We start from the raw sequence: 16,407 nt of genomic DNA, 5'->3' as shown, positions 1-16,407 counted from the left end.
CGGAATCAGGCATCCATTAGCCCCGGAAGCCGAACACAAGAGCATCATATACCGATAAAATTAGAAATGAAATTATTAGGGGGGAAATCGCATGAAGACAACGTTTATGGCAAATGCATCCAATATCGAGCGCAAATGGTATGTTGTAGACGCTGAAGGCCAGACTGTCGGCCGCCTCGCAGCTGAAGTCGCAAAAGTTCTTCGCGGTAAAAATAAACCGACCTTTACTCCGCACGTTGATACGGGTGATTACGTCATCGTCATCAATGCAGAGAAAGTAAAATTCACGGGTAAGAAACTGACGGACAAGACTTATTTCCGTCATTCCGGTTACCAGGGTGGCACGACGTTCACGTCTGCTGGCCTGATGCTCGAGAAGTTCCCGGAGCGCGTTCTGGAGCACGCTATCAAAGGCATGCTGCCGCACAACCGCCTCGGTGCTCAGATGTATCGTAAGCTCAGCGTTTATGCTGGCAGCGAGCATCCGCATGCAGCTCAGAAGCCGGAAAAGCTCGAGCTGAACATTCGCTAATCTGGAAAGGGAGGAACTTCTAAATGGCACAAGTAAGCTACTACGGCACTGGCCGCAGAAAATCTTCCGTTGCCCGTGTTCGTCTGGTTCCAGGCGAAGGCAAAGTTACGATCAATGGTCGTAGCATGGAAGAGTATTTTGGTCTGGGTACGCTGGAACTGATTGTTCGTCAGCCGCTCAACCTTACGGAGACTAACGACAAGTATGACGTCATCGCTAACGTTGCAGGTGGCGGTGTAACTGGTCAGGCTGGTGCTATTCGTCATGGCATCACCCGTGCACTCATGGAAATGGATGCTGAGCTCCGTCCGGCTCTGAAGAAAGCTGGCTTCGTAACGCGTGACCCGCGTGAGAAAGAGCGCCGTAAATACGGTCTCAAGAAAGCTCGTAAGGCTTCTCAGTTCTCGAAACGTTGATTCTTGCGTTTTTATACGGAATTGGAAAATCCCATCAGTCTTTGGACTGGTGGGATTTTTTACGTTACCTGGCATATATAATAGAAAAGAACGAGCCAAGCAGCGCTTGGCTCGTTCTTTATGTTGCAATTTTGGAATTACTTCTTCAGAGCTTCCTTCAGGATTTCCGTCAGGGCTTTTTCCGTAACACGCATCATGTCGTTAAGCAGAGCGTTGTACAGATCGCCACCGTCCGTAACACCACGACCATTCTCCGTAATGAAGAATTTTTTCGGATGCTCCTCAGACTGATAAGCATCGTTAAGTTTTTCCCGGACAAGCTTTTCAATTTCCTGTTCCGTCATTACACAGTCACCTCTTTCCTAAAATCTATTATATATTATACGACATCTCCTCGTATTTTTCCTTGTTTTTTCTAAAAATAAATGATAGTTATCTTTTCAGTTGGTTTCCATCGAATTCGAATTGGAATTTAATTGACATTTAAAACTAGTTTAAATACCCTTCGTTATACTTAGACCATACCATTCAGCAAGAGGAATGGATAAAGAAAAGGTTTATTTATAGAAAGGTGATGTGACATATGAAACGTGCGAATAAGAAATTGGTAGCAGGTATATTGGCTGGTGCAATGTTGACGGGAATTGGTGTTAATGCCGCCAGTGCCAAATCGGTTTCCCATGCGGACAAACACCAGCGTCCGGCTGTTATGCAGAAGGGCAAAATGGCACCGTGTCCGCCGGTACAGATGAGTGCAGATGATGCAGCTAAGAAAGTTCACGATACCTTTGGTGTCGATGAGAAAGAAGTCAAGAGTGCTATTGAGGAGGGCAAGGATATCCGTGATATTGGCCAGGCAGCTATGTTTGCCAATATCAGCGGGAAATCCTTCAAGGATGTCATGGGCATGAAGACGGATACCAAGGACTGGCCGGAAGTAGGCAAAGAGCTTGGCATCACCCGTGAGCAGGTACAGGACAAGATGGCAACGATGCAGGCAAAAGAGATTGCCGAGAAGGCCAGCATCGATGAAAATACGGCCACGTCGCTGCTGAAAAACGGCTATCATGCGCAGGATATTGTGGCGGCAGGAGTTCTGGCAAAAGCTGCCAACAAGGACATCCAGAGTGTTCTGGATATGAAGAAAATCAACAATCGCTGGGGTGATGTAGCAGACCAGCTGGGCGTTGATAAAAGCGTGCTGAATGTTGGCCGCGGTCCCCAGGATATGAATGGACATGGTCCGCAGGGCGGCCCACCGCCAGCTGGCGAGGTTGACGCACCGGCAGCTCCCGAAGAACCGGCTAAGTAAATAAAGGTAAGGATATAAAAGCCCGTTGACTCGATAAACTCCCCTTATGAAGGCAGTAAAAACTGTCGTCATAGGGGAGTTTTTGCCTTTTTAGGATTGCTTCAGTCCTAGCCGCCGTTAGGGGCAGTGCCATAAACGAAGCGTTTGATGGTTTCCGTTGAGAACGAAATTTTTATCCACCTTATTCGTCGGAAAATCAATAGTTTCATTTTATAAACAAAAAAACAAAAAAACAACATAAAATGTAAAATATGTATTGACAAGGAAAACAAAAGCGTGTAAGATGTAAAACATCGACGGGTTAACAGAGTTACAGTCGATTAACACGGAAAATCAACGAACGGGAAATAGTACGATTACAGGTAGCTGTCAAGCGAGCCGGAGACTGGGAGACCAGTGGTGTGAAGTCCGGTCAGTGAGGTAATCTGAATGGTCCCGGGAGAGTCCACCCAAAGCAGATGGATGTCTGCAAGTAGGCTGGAACGGCCGCCTCCGTTATCGGGCTACGGCATCGGCTTTTGTCCTGTGCCGGAATGAGATGTAGTTGATACATGCAAACGGGTGGTACCGCGAAGCTGATTCGCCCCGGCTGGAGAATTTCTCCGGTCGGGGCTTTTGTAGTATTAGGGGATGAGTGGATGAAGGTTAAGATTTGTGGTATGAAATCGCTGTTGACGGCAAAAGTTGCCGAAGAGGCAGGCGCAGATTTCATTGGATTTATTTTTTGGCCCGAGAGCCATCGGTATATTGAGCCGGAACACGCTGCCGTAATCAGCAGTCAGTTGCAGCATTCTTGGAAAACCGGTGTATTTGTTGATGAAGATATCGAGAAAGTCAATGAAATTGTCCGCCAGGTACATCTTGATTTCGTCCAGCTCCATGGTCACGAAAACGCTGCTTATGCTCGTAAGGTACAGTGCTCCGTTATCAAGGCATTCCGTTATGGAGACAACTTTTCGGCGGAAGCAGCCAATGAGTATCCGGCTGAGTTGATTCTTATCGATGCCTTCCGTCCAGGCAAGGTCGGTGGAACCGGGGAGACTTTTGATTGGCGGTCCGCCGCCGAAGAGATAGCGAAAGTGGAAAAACCTGTGTTGATTGCCGGTGGCATCAACATCGACAACCTGCAGAAAGTGCTGCGAACGTTCCATCCTTATGGAGTGGACGTATCGGGCAGTTTGGAGGTAGAAGAAGAAAAATCTATCAGCAAGATACAGGCCTTTATGCGAAGAGCTAGAAGCCTGCCGCGGGGGAGAAAGCGTCAATGAAAGATATATTAGCAGAAATCGTGGCGAAAAAAAGAGAAATTGTCGCTGCAGCCAAGGCAGATATGCCCTTGGAAGAAATCAAAGCGAAGATAAAGCCGGATACCTTCCGGATGAGCAAAAAATTTAAAAAGGGTGACTGGAACCTCATCGCTGAGTGCAAACTTCAGTCTCCGGCAAAGGGACGTCTTAACAAGACCCATACGGTGGAAGAGTTGGCGCGCATCTATGAAGAAAGTGGTGCCAGTATGTTATCGGTCCATACGGACCCGCATTTCCTAGGATGTAATGAGGATTTTATCAAGGTGCGCCAGCTGGTAAAACTGCCGCTGCTGCGGAAAGATTTTATCATTGACGAATATCAGATTTACGAGGCGCGGATGTTGGGGGCCGATGCGATTCTGTTGATTGCAAGAATCCTGACTCCGGAGCAGTTGCGGGAATATCTTTATACGGCTTGGAGTTTGGGGATGGATGCCTTGGTGGAAGTTCACGATGAGACGGATATGAAAGCAGCTCTTTCGACGCCGGCGGAGTTTATCGGCATCAACAATCGTAACTTGAAGACCTTTAAGACCGATATTCAGCAAACCTTGGATTTGCTTCCTAGCGCCGATTCCAACCGCGTCCTTATCAGTGAGAGCGGTGTTTTTAGCGCCGAGGATGCCAAGGTACTCCGGGATGCCGGCTGCGATGGAATACTGGTAGGTGAGGGGCTGGTTCGTTCCCAGGATATTGGGGCGATGACCCGGACGCTTTCCCATTGAACTTTGTAAATACCGAAGATTAGGAGATAATAGCATGAATACAAAAGGAAGATTTGGCAAGTTTGGCGGACAGTATGTACCGGAAATCGTCATGCCGGCACTGAATGAGCTAGAGGCTGCCTATAAAAAATATAAAGATGATGCGGAATTCCAGCGGGAATTTCGTTCCCTGTTGCGCGAATACGCAGGCCGTCCCACCAATCTCTATTATGCCGAACAATTGACAAAGCATTATGGCAAAGCGAAGATTTTCCTTAAGCGTGAGGACCTTCTTCATACGGGAGCGCATAAAATCAATAACGCATTGGGGCAGGCACTTTTGGCAAAGCTCATGGGCAAGAAACGCATTGTTGCTGAGACTGGTGCTGGCCAGCATGGTGTTGCTTCGGCAACGGTGGCAGCTCTCTTTGGCATGGAATGTCATGTGTTTATGGGGGCTGTTGACGTGGAACGGCAGAAACTCAACGTATTCCGCATGAAACTTTTGGGGGCAAAAGTCATTCCGGTTTCCAGTGGTACGGGTACTTTAAAGGATGCTACCAGTGAGGCAATCCGCTATTGGGCGACTAACATTACCGATACCCATTACATCATCGGCTCAGCGGTTGGGCCCCATCCATATCCGACTATTGTTCGCGATTTCCAGAAAGTTATCGGCGAGGAAATCCGGGAGCAAATCAAGGAAAAGACTGGCGGCCTGCCCAACTATATGGTTGCTTGCGTCGGTGGCGGCAGCAATGCCATAGGAACTTTCTATGATTTCCGTAACGACAAGGAAGTGAAGAAATTCGGCGTTGAGGCTGGCGGCCGCAGTGATGCGGTGGCGGACAATGCCAAAACCCTTTCCGGTGCTGGTGAGCCGGGTATCCTCCACGGTGCCTACAGTTATCTCTTGCAGACCGATGATGGACAAGTCGTAGAAGCTTATTCGATTTCTGCTGGCCTGGATTATCCTGGTGTCGGTCCGGAGCATTCCTATTTTAAGGATGCAGGGATTGTGGACTATGTTTCGGTAACGGATGCGGAGGCACTTGAGGCCTTCCAGCGTGTTTCAAAGGTCGAGGGAATCATTCCAGCCTTGGAAAGTTCCCATGCACTGGCTTATCTGGAAAAACTCATGCCGCAGACGAAGGAAGAGGAAACGGTAGTTGTTTGCCTGTCGGGACGCGGCGATAAAGACGTGGCAATGGTAGCAAAAGCATTGGGGGAGGATGTAGAGTTATGAATCGCATCGAGAAGAGAATGGCCGAGCTCAAAGCGGCCAATAAAAAGGGAATATACGTCTACATCACTTGTGGTGCTCCCGATGTAGCGACGACGCTGGAGGCCGTAAAGCAGGCCGAAGCTAACGGAGCCAGTCTGATTGAACTGGGACTGCCGTTTTCGGACCCCATGGCCGATGGGCCGGTAATCCAGACGGCATCGGTCATTGCGTTGAAGAATAACATGACACTGGCTAAGGAATTGGAAGTATTGCGGGAAATCCGCAAGTTCTCAGACATTCCCATCGTGGGCATGGGATATATCAACAATATGTACCACTATGGTTTTGAGAAATTTGTCAAAGATTTCAAGGAAGCTGGCATGGATGGCATTATCGTTCCCGATGTGCCCCATGAAGAATCTGGGGAAATGCGGCGTATCTGTGCGGAATATGACTTCGTGCTGGCGGAATTTATCACGCCGGGGACAACGGAACAGCGCATGGCGGATACCTGCCAGGATGCCCGTGGCTTTATCTATTGTGTATCGAACAATGGCGTAACAGGCGTCAAAAAAGTGGATTACAGCGTGATTGGCGGCGTTTGCGAAACGGCCCGCAAGTTCACCGATACGCCGCTGGCGGTAGGTTTTGGCATCGGTTCGGCGGAAGCTGCTGTGGCGGCGGCGGCTCATGCCGATGCCGTAATTGTTGGCAGTGCTGTGGTCAAACGGCTGTTGGATGGACAGCTGCCGGAGGCAATGCAGCTCATTCATGATATGCGCGATGCGTTGGATGCCAGCTATAGTCACTGATTGGCAGGAAAAAGGGTTTTCTTTTCTCATGACGAATAATACTATCAGGTAAAATGAGTCAGAAAGGAAGACCAGTATGATCATTACAGATGTTAAGACCGTTGATGCGGCAGAGGATATGATTCGTCGTCATGCCAGCAACCGTCCGGAGAAGCCGAGGAGTGTCCAGGAGATTTCGGCCCGATATCAGCAGGCCATAAAACAGTATCAGATGCTCATGCGGTCTCAGAATGATAACCGTGAACAGCGCGTGATGCTCTACTCGGAAATAAAAGTCCTCGGATGGTGCCTGGGTCGCGATGAACATAAAATCGTCCAGGAGATTAATCTGCCGCAACGGTAATGATGAAACGATCCGGAGAAAGCCCCTGCAGGCGTTCCCTGCAGGGGCCTTTTTATAGAATGGAGTGAGACAGGATGGAACTTACACCATCACGCGCTGGTTTTTGCCGGCTGGCGAAGGAAAAGAATCTTATCGCAGTTTCAACCGAAATCAATATGGATATGGATACGCCGGTATCGGTGTATTATAAATTGGTGGATGAGCACAAGGGCTTTATTTTAGAATCGGTGGATACCACACATCAGCAGTTTGGCCGCTATTCCTTTATCGGTGCTGAACCCTTTGCCCGGCTGCAGGTATTTAAGAACCGATTGATTATCAAAGAGAACGATTTGATGAAAACAGTGGAGGGGGAACCGGTAGCTTCAATCCGGAATTACATGAACCGCTTCAGCCCGGCACTGGAAGATGCAGCGATTCCGCTGGCGAATGGCGGCATGGTGGGCTATTTCAACTACGAGATTGTCTCTACCTTTGACCGGGTGCGTGGACTCGACCTTGGCGAGGAGGAGCTTCTTGGCCAGTTTATGATTTGCCGTATTTTGGTGGTATACGATGCCCTGCGCAATAACGCCAGGCTGATTTATTTTGCTGATGTCAAAGAGGCGGAAAACCTCGACGCGGTCTACAATGCTATTGAAGATAAAATGGCGGCGCTCAAGCAGCGGCTGGCGGAACCCGTCAAGCCACATAAAATCGAGACGCCGGTCAAGCGGGAGCCGGTGGACTTTTTGAAAAAGTACGGCGAAGCTCCTGCCGATTTCCTGTCAGCAATTCGCAAAGCCAAGGATTATATTTTTGCTGGGGATATCTTTCAGGTGGTACCATCCCGCCAGTTCCGGCAGAAAATAACCAAGCCGTGTTTCCACTTTTACCGCCGCTTGCGGCAGGTGAACCCGTCCCCCTATATGTTTTATTTCAACTTCGGTAGTGTGAAATTGGTGGGAGCATCGCCGGAGATGCTGGTGAAGGTAGCCGGGGATAATGTCTACACGTATCCCATCGCAGGCACCCGCCGCCGGGGGAAAAATGCTGCGGAAGACCAGGAATTGGCGGCAGGGCTCAAGGCCGATACAAAAGAAGTCGCCGAACATTCCATGCTGGTGGACTTGGCCCGCAATGACCTTGGCCGCATCAGTGAACCGGGAACGGTCAAGGTGACAAAACTGAAGCAGGTGGAATTCTTCAGCCATGTCATGCATATGGTTTCCGAGGTTACGGGAAAAATTAAGAAGGGATATAAGCCCATGGATGTTCTGCGGGCAACCTTCCCGGCGGGAACCGTCAGTGGTGCTCCCAAACTTCGGGCCATGGAAATCATCCATGAACTGGAGCCGGTGAAGCGGGACACGTATTCGGGAACGGTGGGGTATATGGATTTTGCTGGCAACATGGATATGTGTATCACCCTGCGGACGATGCGCATCGAAAACGATGATACGGCAGTCATCCAGTCTGGCGCTGGCATTGTGGCCGATTCGGTGCCGGAAAAGGAATATCAGGAAATCCTGCAGAAATCCAAGGCTTTGTTTGAAGTGGTAGAGGAGGTGGAAAACGATGTCGTTACTTTTGCTTGATAACTATGATTCCTTTACCTATAATGTCTATCAGCTGTTAAGTGAGCTGGGAGCTGAAGTGGAAGTCGTTCGTCACGACCAGATTACTGTGGCGGAAGTTGCGGATAGGCATTATGATGGCATCGTGATTTCCCCGGGGCCAGGTGTGCCTAAGGACGCTGGCATTAGCGAAGAGCTTATCGATACGCTTAAAGGGGCGGTGCCCATGCTGGGGATTTGTCTTGGACATCAGGCCATTGGCGAAGTCTTTGGTGCCCGGGTGGTGCGCACGGGGGAAGTGATTCATGGCAAGACGTCGCCCCTTCGGCACCAGGGGACAGGCCTTTATCAAGGACTGCCTCAGGATATTCCCATCGGCCGGTATCATTCGCTGATTATTGACCGGTCAACTCTGCCGGATTGTTTGGAAGTCACCAGCGAATTGGCTGACGGCATGATTATGGGGGTCCGGCACAAGGAATATCCGATTGAAGGCATTCAGTTCCATCCCGAGTCAATTCTGACGCCGGATGGGCATAGGATGATGCAGAATTTCCTGGCACAGTTATAGAGTATAACGTCATGGCAAAAGGAATAAAAAATTAATATTTTATTAGCCTTTCCGTTGGGAAAGGCTTTTTCTTTTGTTTGAGTATGGTATAATAGTGTTCGTATCTCGTCAAATTAGGACTTTAGAATCGATTTACGAAAGGATTTTTTCATGCGAAAGACGTTAGCCAAGGCTGGCATATTGGGATTGCTGATACTCTTGTTGTTGCCTCTGACGGTTGGTGAGGCCCGCTGGAATATTGGAGGGCATCGGCAGCAAAAAGTTGAACCGCAGGAGCCACCGGGACCACCGGACCATAAGGCTAAGATATTATTCATTCCCCATGATAATCGTCCAACTTCCTGCGAGCAGACCGCAGCGGTCGTTCAGGAGCTGGGGTATGAGGTCATCATGCCGGACAAAAAGCTTTTGGGGGGGCTTACCACCAAGGGGGATACGGAAGAACTTTGGAAGTGGACAAAGGAAAATGCCAAGACTGCGGAAGTGGCTGTCATAGCAACGGATTCCCTGGTTTATGGCGGGTTGGTAACTTCGCGGGTTCATGAGATTCCCCGGGCTGAGCTGAAGGAACGGGCCAATCGCCTGCATGAGCTTCGGGCGCTTCATCCCTCGTTGAAGATTTATGCCTTTACGTCGCTGATGCGGACGCCGCGCAGTGGCGCCGCGTCGGGGGGCGAGGACCCGGATTATTATTTCACCTATGGCACTAAGATTTTCCGCTATACGGCTTTGATGGATAAAGCCGAGATGGAGGGCCTATCGGAGGAAGATCGTCAAGAACTTACCCAGCTGACCCAGGATATTCCAGCGCCAGTCCTGAAGGACTGGCTGGGGCGCCGTCAGCATAATCTAGAAGCAACCAAAATGCTGATTGATGATGCCCGGGCTGGCAAAATCGATTATCTGCTGATTGGCAAAGACGATAATGCAAGCCTTTCTCAGACCCATCGCGAAGACCGGTGGCTCCGGGAGTATGCCAAGAATATTCCCGACAGCCGTTTCCACATTGTGGCGGGCATTGATGAATTCGCCATGCTGCTGATGACTAGGGCAGTCAATCAGTGGGAGCAGGTGGTACCGAAGGTAGCTATCCGCTACAATATTGGCAAGGGCGGGGATACCATCCCCACCTATTCCGATGAACGCATTGAAGCTACCCTTCGCACGGAGCTGGCAGTGGCTGGGGGACAGTTGGTGGATGCGCCGGGATTGGCCGATTTTACCCTGCTGGTCAATACGACCCCCGAGGGCGTAACAGGTGAGGCAAATCACGTTCGCGACTGGGAGCCGGCTCCGCTCAACAACTGGAAGAATCGTCCGGGAACCTATGCTTTTTTGGACCAGGTCAGCACGCTGATTCGCAAAGGCTGCGCGGTGGGAATTGCCGATATCGCTTTTTCCAACGGTTCGGATAATGTTTTGATGTACCATCTCAAGGCCAACAAGTTGTTGTTTAAATTGAAGAGTTATTCCGGCTGGAATACGGGAACGAACAGCCTTGGCTTTGCTTTGGGACAGGGCATGCTGGCCAGCCGTCTGCCCCAGGAGAAAGCCAATGAGCTCCTGATGACCCGTTATCTGGATGATTGGGCTTATCAGGCCAATGTCCGTACGGCCATGGCCCATAAGATAGAACGCTTGGGCAATCCCATGGTTTACCTGTATCTTGGTGAATATGAGCCGGAGATGGAGGCCGACTCCACCCGTCTACTGCGCCAGTTCTGTCAAGACCATCTGCCAGAGTTCAAGCAGGTGGATTCTCTTCAGGTGACCTTCCCTTGGCATCGCATGTTTATTGCATCGATTCGTTATGATGGAATGTTTGATTTTAAGCATTCATAAAGAAAGAAAAACCTGCTATCATTAAGATAGCAGGTTTTTTGTATCCGGAGGAAAGGAAAGTGGTTGGAACCCATGAAGCGAGAAAATGCGTTGGATATTTCTTCCTATTTAATTGTTGGACCAGAAAATACGCAGGGACGCCCCGTGGCGGATATTGTCCGCATGGCGGTGGAACAGGGCTTTACCTGCGTACAGATTCGTTCGAAGACGGCTTCGGCCCGGGAACTTATAGGCCTTTGTGGGAAGGCAGCTGAGGCCATTGCTGCAGCGGGGAAAAGTAATTCGGTGACACTACTGGTCAATGACCGTTTGGATGTGGTGCTGGCTGCTAGAAGTCAGGGCATCAAAGTCGATGGCATCCATGTGGGACAGCAGGATGTTCCACCGGATATTTGTCGGAAGTATTTGGGGGAGGATGCAATTATTGGTCTTTCAGCCCGGACCAATGAATTGCTGGATTATGTCCGCCAGTTTGATACCCAGGATATCGATTATTTTGGCGCAGGCCCGCTGCATCCAACTGCTTCAAAACCGGATGCTGGGGTAGCTGCGGATGGCAGCCGCCATACGAGAACCATTGCGGAATTGACGGAGCTTCATCGCATAAGTCCGGTCCCCGTGGTAGTGGGGGGCGGGGTGAAGGCCGCCGATTTGCCGGCACTAAAAGCCGCCGGTGTTGATGGTTTCTTTGTTATCAGCGCGGTGGCTGGCGCCGATAATCCCGCGGCAGCAGCCCGGGAATTGACGGAACTGTGGAAACGCTTGTAAACAAAAGAAGTCTTGCCAATCCTTGTGGAGGCAAGACTTCTTTTGTTAAGGGTTATAAAATCAATAAAGGGGTATTGGGGGAACGCGGATTATTTGGTGCGTTTTACGTTATCGCCATAGATGGTTTTGAAATCATCTCGCATGGAGATAGCAGTCCAGCCATTTGCTTCGGCTGATTTTTTCATTTTATCGGCTTTGGCTGGTTTGCCGAATTCACGGGTGGTATCGTCACAGAGCAGCGTAAAGGCAGCTGCTTTGTATTTGTTGTTGGTAATCGTGTACTCGAACATGCTAGAATCGCCGGAGCTGTTGCCGAAGGCGAGCACCGGCTTTTTGCCGATTTCGCGCTCGATTTTGACAACCTTTTCCATCTTGACGTTGATATCTTCCAGTTTATCGCCGCGGACGAGTTTATCGTCTTTTTGGAAATCATGGAAGTCCGCGCGGACATCTTTGCCCTGCTTCATGGCGCGGAAGGAGTGGTCCGTGCCGATGATGTGATTCGGCGCGATATCCATGACATCTTTGACAAGTGCGCGGACGGTCTCCCGTTCGCAGCCGGAGACAATATAGACCGTAAAGTCATTTTTATTGAGGTAGGAAACAACTTCTACCATTGGCAGGTAGAAGGATTCGCCGGTCTTTAGGTTGGAAAGGCCTTCAACATAGGTCTTGTTCATGTAATCCGTTACATAGGCCTTGTACTCTTCTGGCGTCATGCCAGCAAATACGCTGGGGAAGGTCTGATTCTTGAATTCATCCATTTCATCGGTTACTTTATGTGTCGCGATAGCTTCTTTGAACTGGGCGGCACGGGCTTTTTCCTCAGCGGTTGGCGTATAAGTTGGATCGTCCTGCAGGCGATGGATGTAGAGCATCCAGTCGAAATAGAAGGGTGCTGTCTCGCAGAGCAGGGTGCCATCGCAATCGAAGACGGCGATGCGGTCTTCTACGGGAATGAAGTTTTTGCTCTTTTTGTTGGTCACATCTTTTACATAGGCGATGAGCTGCTCTTTGGCGGGTGCATTTGCAGTCCAGTAGTGAAAGTCTTTAGCCGAACTTACTTGGATAGCCGCCAGCTCACTGCGGGTAGCTGCCTGGGTGTCCATCGAAAATCCCCAAGCGATGGATGCAGCTAAGGCGCAGGCTAATAATTTTTTCTTGTTCATTTTGGTATCCCCCTCATGAATGTTTCTTATTACGCTATTGATTATACCTATTTTGTATTGAGTTGGGTATCCTCAAAAATGGATAAATATCGCGAAATTTGAATTAATGACTTTAAGGTCAAAAAGTCAAAATAACATTTGACTTTTTGACCTTATGCGGTATAATAAGAATTAGAAACGGAACCGTTTAAAATGCGTATAAGATAACGGAGGATATAGATATGGGTCAGGAAAAATATACGACAAAAACGATGGCAGCATTGCAGTCGGCTCAGCAGCTGGCAGCAATGCGCTATCATCAGGAAATTACCTCGGCACATGTGCTGCTGGCACTGGCCAAAGAACCGGAAGGTTTGCTGGCAACGATTTTTGAAGAATGCCAGACGGATTTGCCGCTGCTAAAGGCATCCTTGGAGCAGGTTTTAAATAAGATACCCAGTGTAAAAGGTTCGGATCGCCTGGGAATGGGCATGGATATGGTTCGCGTTTTAGGGCGGGCTGAAGCCTTGGCGGGGTCAATGAAAGATGATTATGTTTCAACGGAACATCTGCTGTTGGCTATTGTAATCGATGGCAGTGATGAAGTTCAGGCAGTTTGCCGGGAATTTAAACTGACGAAGGGCGGCATCCAAAGTTCCATCAAAAAGAACCGCAAACAGAATGTCACCAATGAGAATCCAGAGGAGGGCTACAAATCCTTGGAGAAGTATGGTCGCGACCTTACGGAGGCGGCACGTCATGGAAAACTCGACCCGGTTATTGGCCGTGATGATGAGATTCGCCGGACGGTGGAGATTCTGTCTCGCCGTACCAAGAATAATCCAGTGCTGATTGGTGAACCGGGCGTTGGTAAAACGGCGATTGTCGAAGGGCTGGCACGCCGCATCGTAGCCGGTGATGTACCGGAATCTTTGAAGAATAAGACGCTTTATTCCCTGGATATGGGGGCCCTTATTGCTGGGGCGAAATTTCGCGGAGAGTTTGAGGAACGTTTAAAGGCTGTTCTGGGCGAAATCGTCAAATCGGATGGACAGATTTTGCTCTTTATCGATGAGGTCCATATGGTGGTTGGTGCTGGTGCCGCAGAAGGTGCGATGGATGCCGGTAACCTTTTAAAGCCCATGATGGCCCGTGGTGAGCTTCGCTGCATCGGTGCGACGACGCTCAACGAGTATCGCAAGTATATTGAAAAGGATTCGGCGCTGGAACGCCGCTTCCAGCCCGTAATGGTGGGGGAGCCGACGGTGGAGGATACGATTTCCATTTTGCGCGGCCTTAAGGAACGCTATGAAGTTCATCACGGAGTACGGATTCGTGATGCGGCGCTGGTATCGGCGGCAGTTCTTTCGGACCGCTATATCTCCGACCGCTTCCTGCCGGATAAAGCCATTGACCTGGTCGACGAGGCGGCGGCTAAACTGCGCACGGAGATTGAGTCGATGCCAGCACCATTGGATGAGATTCGCCGTAAAATCATGCAGCTAGAGATCGAAGAGCAGGCCCTTAAGAAGGAGAACGATGCCGCTTCCAAAGAAAAACTCGATAACATGGCGGCAGAAAAAGCGGAACTCATGCAACAGGAGGAACGGTTAAAATCCAAATGGGAGGGAGAAAAGCAGGCCATTTTGCGAGTTCGGGCAATCAAGAAGGAAATCGATGAAGTGAACAGCCAGATGGAAGCTGCGGAACGCTCCTACGACCTCAACCGCTTGTCGGAACTCAAATATGGCAAATTGCCAGAGCTGCAGAAGAAACTCCAGGAGGAAGAAGAGGTAATCGGGAAGAAGTCCAAGGATGAACAGCTGCTCAAAGAAGAGGTGGGCGAGGAAGATATCGCTAAGGTGGTCAGCCGTTGGACCGGTATCCCCGTTGCCAAGATGATGACGGGCGAGCGGGAGAAACTGCTCCATCTTGAGGAGGTTCTGCATACGCGAGTCGTTGGGCAGGAAGAAGCGGTAAGCTCCGTCAGTGAAGCAATTCTGCGGGCACGGGCGGGCATCAAGGATCCCAATCGTCCCATCGGTTCCTTCATCTTCCTTGGACCTACAGGGGTTGGCAAGACAGAACTTGCCAAGACTCTGGCGGAGAGTCTTTTTGATGATGAGCGCAGCATGATTCGCATTGATATGAGTGAATACATGGAGAAGCACAGCGTATCCCGTTTGATTGGTGCGCCTCCGGGATATGTAGGCTACGATGAAGGCGGTCAGCTCACCGAAGCCGTCCGTCGTCGTCCCTACAGTGTCATTTTGCTCGATGAGATTGAAAAGGCCCATCGGGATGTGTTCAATGTGCTGCTGCAGATTCTTGATGATGGCCGTTTGACCGATGGCAAGGGACGGGTGGTTAACTTCAAAAACACCGTTATCATCATGACGAGCAATCTTGGTTCCCAAGAAATCTTGAACAAGGATTACGAGGAGGCCAAGAAGGCTGTGGATGGTATCTTGAAGGAGTATTTCCGTCCGGAGTTTTTGAATCGAGTGGATGACATCATCGTCTTCAAGGCATTGGCCAAGGAACAGGTCAAAAATATCGCCGCCATCCTCTTGCAGAAATTGGGTGAGCGTTTGCAGAAACAGGTTAAGATTACTCTGGGCTGGAATGAGGCGGCACTGGACGCCTTGGCTGAGCAGGGCTTTGACCCGAATTTTGGCGCAAGACCCCTTCGCCGGTTGCTGGTTCATACGGTGGAAACGGCATTGTCCAAAGAAATCATCAAGGGAGACGTACAGGAGGGCGATACGGTAAATATTGGCTTCTCGAATGGAACCTTTACCTTTGAAAAAGCATAAAATTGCAGTTTGTGGGGGAGAGAAATGGGGGCGAAGTGTTTCTCCGGCGGCGAGGGACACAGTACCAACGCTTCACCGGTGACAACCCGCTACAAGAAATTTTTGCCTTTTAATTAAGAGTTGGAAAACAGTTAAACGCGCTTCGCTTGAACGAAACTGCTTTTCCAACGAGAACGCTGGCAAAAATTTCTTGCTTCACGCGGAACGTCAAGGTTACGCTTATGGTACTGTGTCCTTCGCCGCCTAGGTTAGAGCCGTTACAAAACTGCCTTCCCCTCTGGGGGCAACGAAGTTGCGGATGTCCGGTGGACATCCCGGGCGGTGGGCGCGAAGCGCTCGGATGAGGTCCCTTTATACGCATTACGATAAGCATAATAACTTAAGTTGCTACCTCATCCGCCCCTGACGGGGCACCTTCCCCAGAGGGGAAGGCTTTTTGTTCCAGAAGTCAGCCGACGCTAGGGGCAGTGCCATAAACGAAGCTTTGATGTTTTCCGTTAAGAATGAAATTTTTATCCTCCCTTTTCGTCGGAAAAATTCTACCGTCCAAGCGAAGCGCGTTTTGGATTTTTCCGATGCTTAATTTAAGATAAAAATTTCGTTTAGGAAAACATCTTGGCGTAGTGTTGGCACTGCCCCTAGCGCCGGCGAAGAGTTGCTTCGAACCAAGACTCACTATCCTACAAACTGCAATCTATAAAAAGCCCATTGACTTTTACCGTAAGTCAATGTGAACTGCTCCCCGTCAAGAGGACAATAAAAAAATATAAGATTTCTTTGGTCGGCAGATTCGTCTGCCGGCCTTTTTATGCGGCTAAATACAAGGTATGTTTCTCTATCGGTGTTAGGATACCAAGGTTACGTTGCACACGCTTGTGGTTGTAATAATGAATGTATGCTTCAATCGAACGCATAAGTTCACACTTGCTGGTAAAACGTCTGCCGTAGTACATCTCCCGCTTAAGGATGCCCCAGAATCCTTCCATAGGACCGTTGTCAATGCAATGGGCTACACGGGACATGCTTTGTGTCATTCCCTGTTTTTCCAGTTTGTG

At 49.7% G+C, this 16,407-nt stretch carries 16 protein-coding genes and 1 other annotated feature; of the genes, 13 read left to right on the top strand and 3 right to left on the bottom strand.

The genetic code is table 11. The features are described 5' to 3' along the window. Positions 1 to 91 precede the first annotated feature (91 nt). Entirely contained in the window at positions 92 to 532 is a 441-nt protein-coding gene (rplM, locus tag BLQ36_RS09440) for a 50S ribosomal protein L13 (protein ID WP_033170485.1), read from the top strand. 23 nt (positions 533 to 555) lie between these two features. Next, positions 556 to 948: a 30S ribosomal protein S9 gene (gene rpsI / locus BLQ36_RS09435; RefSeq protein ID WP_033170484.1), complete on the top strand. Its 393-nt coding sequence runs from the start codon at positions 556 to 558 to the stop codon at positions 946 to 948. A 137-nt stretch (positions 949 to 1,085) separates the two neighbouring features. Here the strand turns inward: rpsI and BLQ36_RS09430 are convergent, their stop codons facing one another. Next, a complete protein-coding gene (locus BLQ36_RS09430) occupies positions 1,086 to 1,292 on the bottom strand; it encodes a hypothetical protein (RefSeq protein ID WP_074515355.1) in 207 nt (68 codons plus the stop codon). 239 nt (positions 1,293 to 1,531) lie between these two features. Between BLQ36_RS09430 and BLQ36_RS09425 the strand changes: the two genes are divergently transcribed. From BLQ36_RS09425 to BLQ36_RS09380, 10 genes are all read left to right on the top strand, one after another. Continuing rightward, positions 1,532 to 2,260, top strand: a complete 729-nt coding sequence (locus tag BLQ36_RS09425; RefSeq protein WP_074515354.1) for a hypothetical protein — start codon at positions 1,532 to 1,534, stop codon at positions 2,258 to 2,260. A gap of 327 nt (positions 2,261 to 2,587) precedes the next feature. Continuing rightward, positions 2,588 to 2,851 (top strand) — a binding site (T-box leader). Positions 2,852 to 2,898: 47 nt separating this feature from the next. Beyond that, positions 2,899 to 3,528, top strand: coding sequence for a phosphoribosylanthranilate isomerase (locus BLQ36_RS09420; RefSeq protein ID WP_074515353.1), 630 nt, complete (start codon positions 2,899 to 2,901; stop codon positions 3,526 to 3,528). Further along, positions 3,525 to 4,292 carry an indole-3-glycerol phosphate synthase TrpC gene (gene trpC / locus BLQ36_RS09415; protein WP_074515352.1) on the top strand — a complete coding sequence of 256 codons (768 nt, stop codon included), beginning with the start codon at positions 3,525 to 3,527 and terminating at the stop codon, positions 4,290 to 4,292. Before BLQ36_RS09420 ends, trpC begins: the two co-directional genes overlap by 4 nt. Before the next feature lie 34 nt (positions 4,293 to 4,326). After that, positions 4,327 to 5,517, top strand: a complete 1,191-nt coding sequence (gene trpB, locus BLQ36_RS09410; protein ID WP_074515351.1) for a tryptophan synthase subunit beta — start codon at positions 4,327 to 4,329, stop codon at positions 5,515 to 5,517. Then, entirely contained in the window at positions 5,514 to 6,308 is a 795-nt protein-coding gene (gene trpA / locus BLQ36_RS09405) for a tryptophan synthase subunit alpha (RefSeq protein WP_074515350.1), read from the top strand. The genes trpB and trpA overlap by 4 nt, the downstream gene beginning before the upstream one ends. 76 nt (positions 6,309 to 6,384) lie before the next feature. Further along, a complete protein-coding gene (locus tag BLQ36_RS09400; RefSeq protein WP_296784448.1) occupies positions 6,385 to 6,651 on the top strand; it encodes a hypothetical protein in 267 nt (88 codons plus the stop codon). 74 nt (positions 6,652 to 6,725) lie between these two features. Next, a complete protein-coding gene (gene trpE, locus BLQ36_RS09395; RefSeq protein ID WP_074515349.1) occupies positions 6,726 to 8,228 on the top strand; it encodes an anthranilate synthase component I in 1,503 nt (500 codons plus the stop codon). Continuing rightward, entirely contained in the window at positions 8,209 to 8,778 is a 570-nt protein-coding gene (locus tag BLQ36_RS09390; RefSeq protein WP_074515348.1) for an anthranilate synthase component II, read from the top strand. The genes trpE and BLQ36_RS09390 overlap by 20 nt, the downstream gene beginning before the upstream one ends. A 150-nt stretch (positions 8,779 to 8,928) precedes the next feature. Then, a complete protein-coding gene (locus BLQ36_RS09385; protein ID WP_074515347.1) occupies positions 8,929 to 10,620 on the top strand; it encodes a DUF4127 family protein in 1,692 nt (563 codons plus the stop codon). A 72-nt stretch (positions 10,621 to 10,692) separates the two neighbouring features. After that, positions 10,693 to 11,388, top strand: coding sequence for a thiamine phosphate synthase (locus BLQ36_RS09380; protein ID WP_074515414.1), 696 nt, complete (start codon positions 10,693 to 10,695; stop codon positions 11,386 to 11,388). 89 nt (positions 11,389 to 11,477) lie between these two features. Here BLQ36_RS09380 and BLQ36_RS09375 read toward each other — a convergent pair whose 3' ends face one another. Continuing rightward, positions 11,478 to 12,557 carry a haloacid dehalogenase-like hydrolase gene (locus BLQ36_RS09375; protein WP_074515346.1) on the bottom strand — a complete coding sequence of 360 codons (1,080 nt, stop codon included), beginning with the start codon at positions 12,555 to 12,557 and terminating at the stop codon, positions 11,478 to 11,480. 221 nt (positions 12,558 to 12,778) lie between these two features. Between BLQ36_RS09375 and clpB the strand changes: the two genes are divergently transcribed. Continuing rightward, on the top strand, positions 12,779 to 15,352 hold the full coding sequence (gene clpB / locus BLQ36_RS09370; protein ID WP_074515345.1) for an ATP-dependent chaperone ClpB: 2,574 nt from the start codon (positions 12,779 to 12,781) through the stop codon (positions 15,350 to 15,352). An 806-nt stretch (positions 15,353 to 16,158) separates the two neighbouring features. Here the strand turns inward: clpB and BLQ36_RS09365 are convergent. Beyond that, on the bottom strand, positions 16,159 to 16,407 hold a 249-nt coding region (locus BLQ36_RS09365; RefSeq protein WP_143558652.1), incomplete at its 5' end, for an IS3 family transposase.

Origin of the sequence: Selenomonas sp. WCT3, assembly GCA_900100835.1 — a bacterium.
GTDB classification, from domain to species: Bacteria; Bacillota; Negativicutes; order Selenomonadales; family Selenomonadaceae; genus Selenomonas_A; species Selenomonas_A ruminantium_E.
Note: the sequence above shows the minus strand (reverse complement) of the source record. Positions and strands in the feature narration are given on the sequence as shown.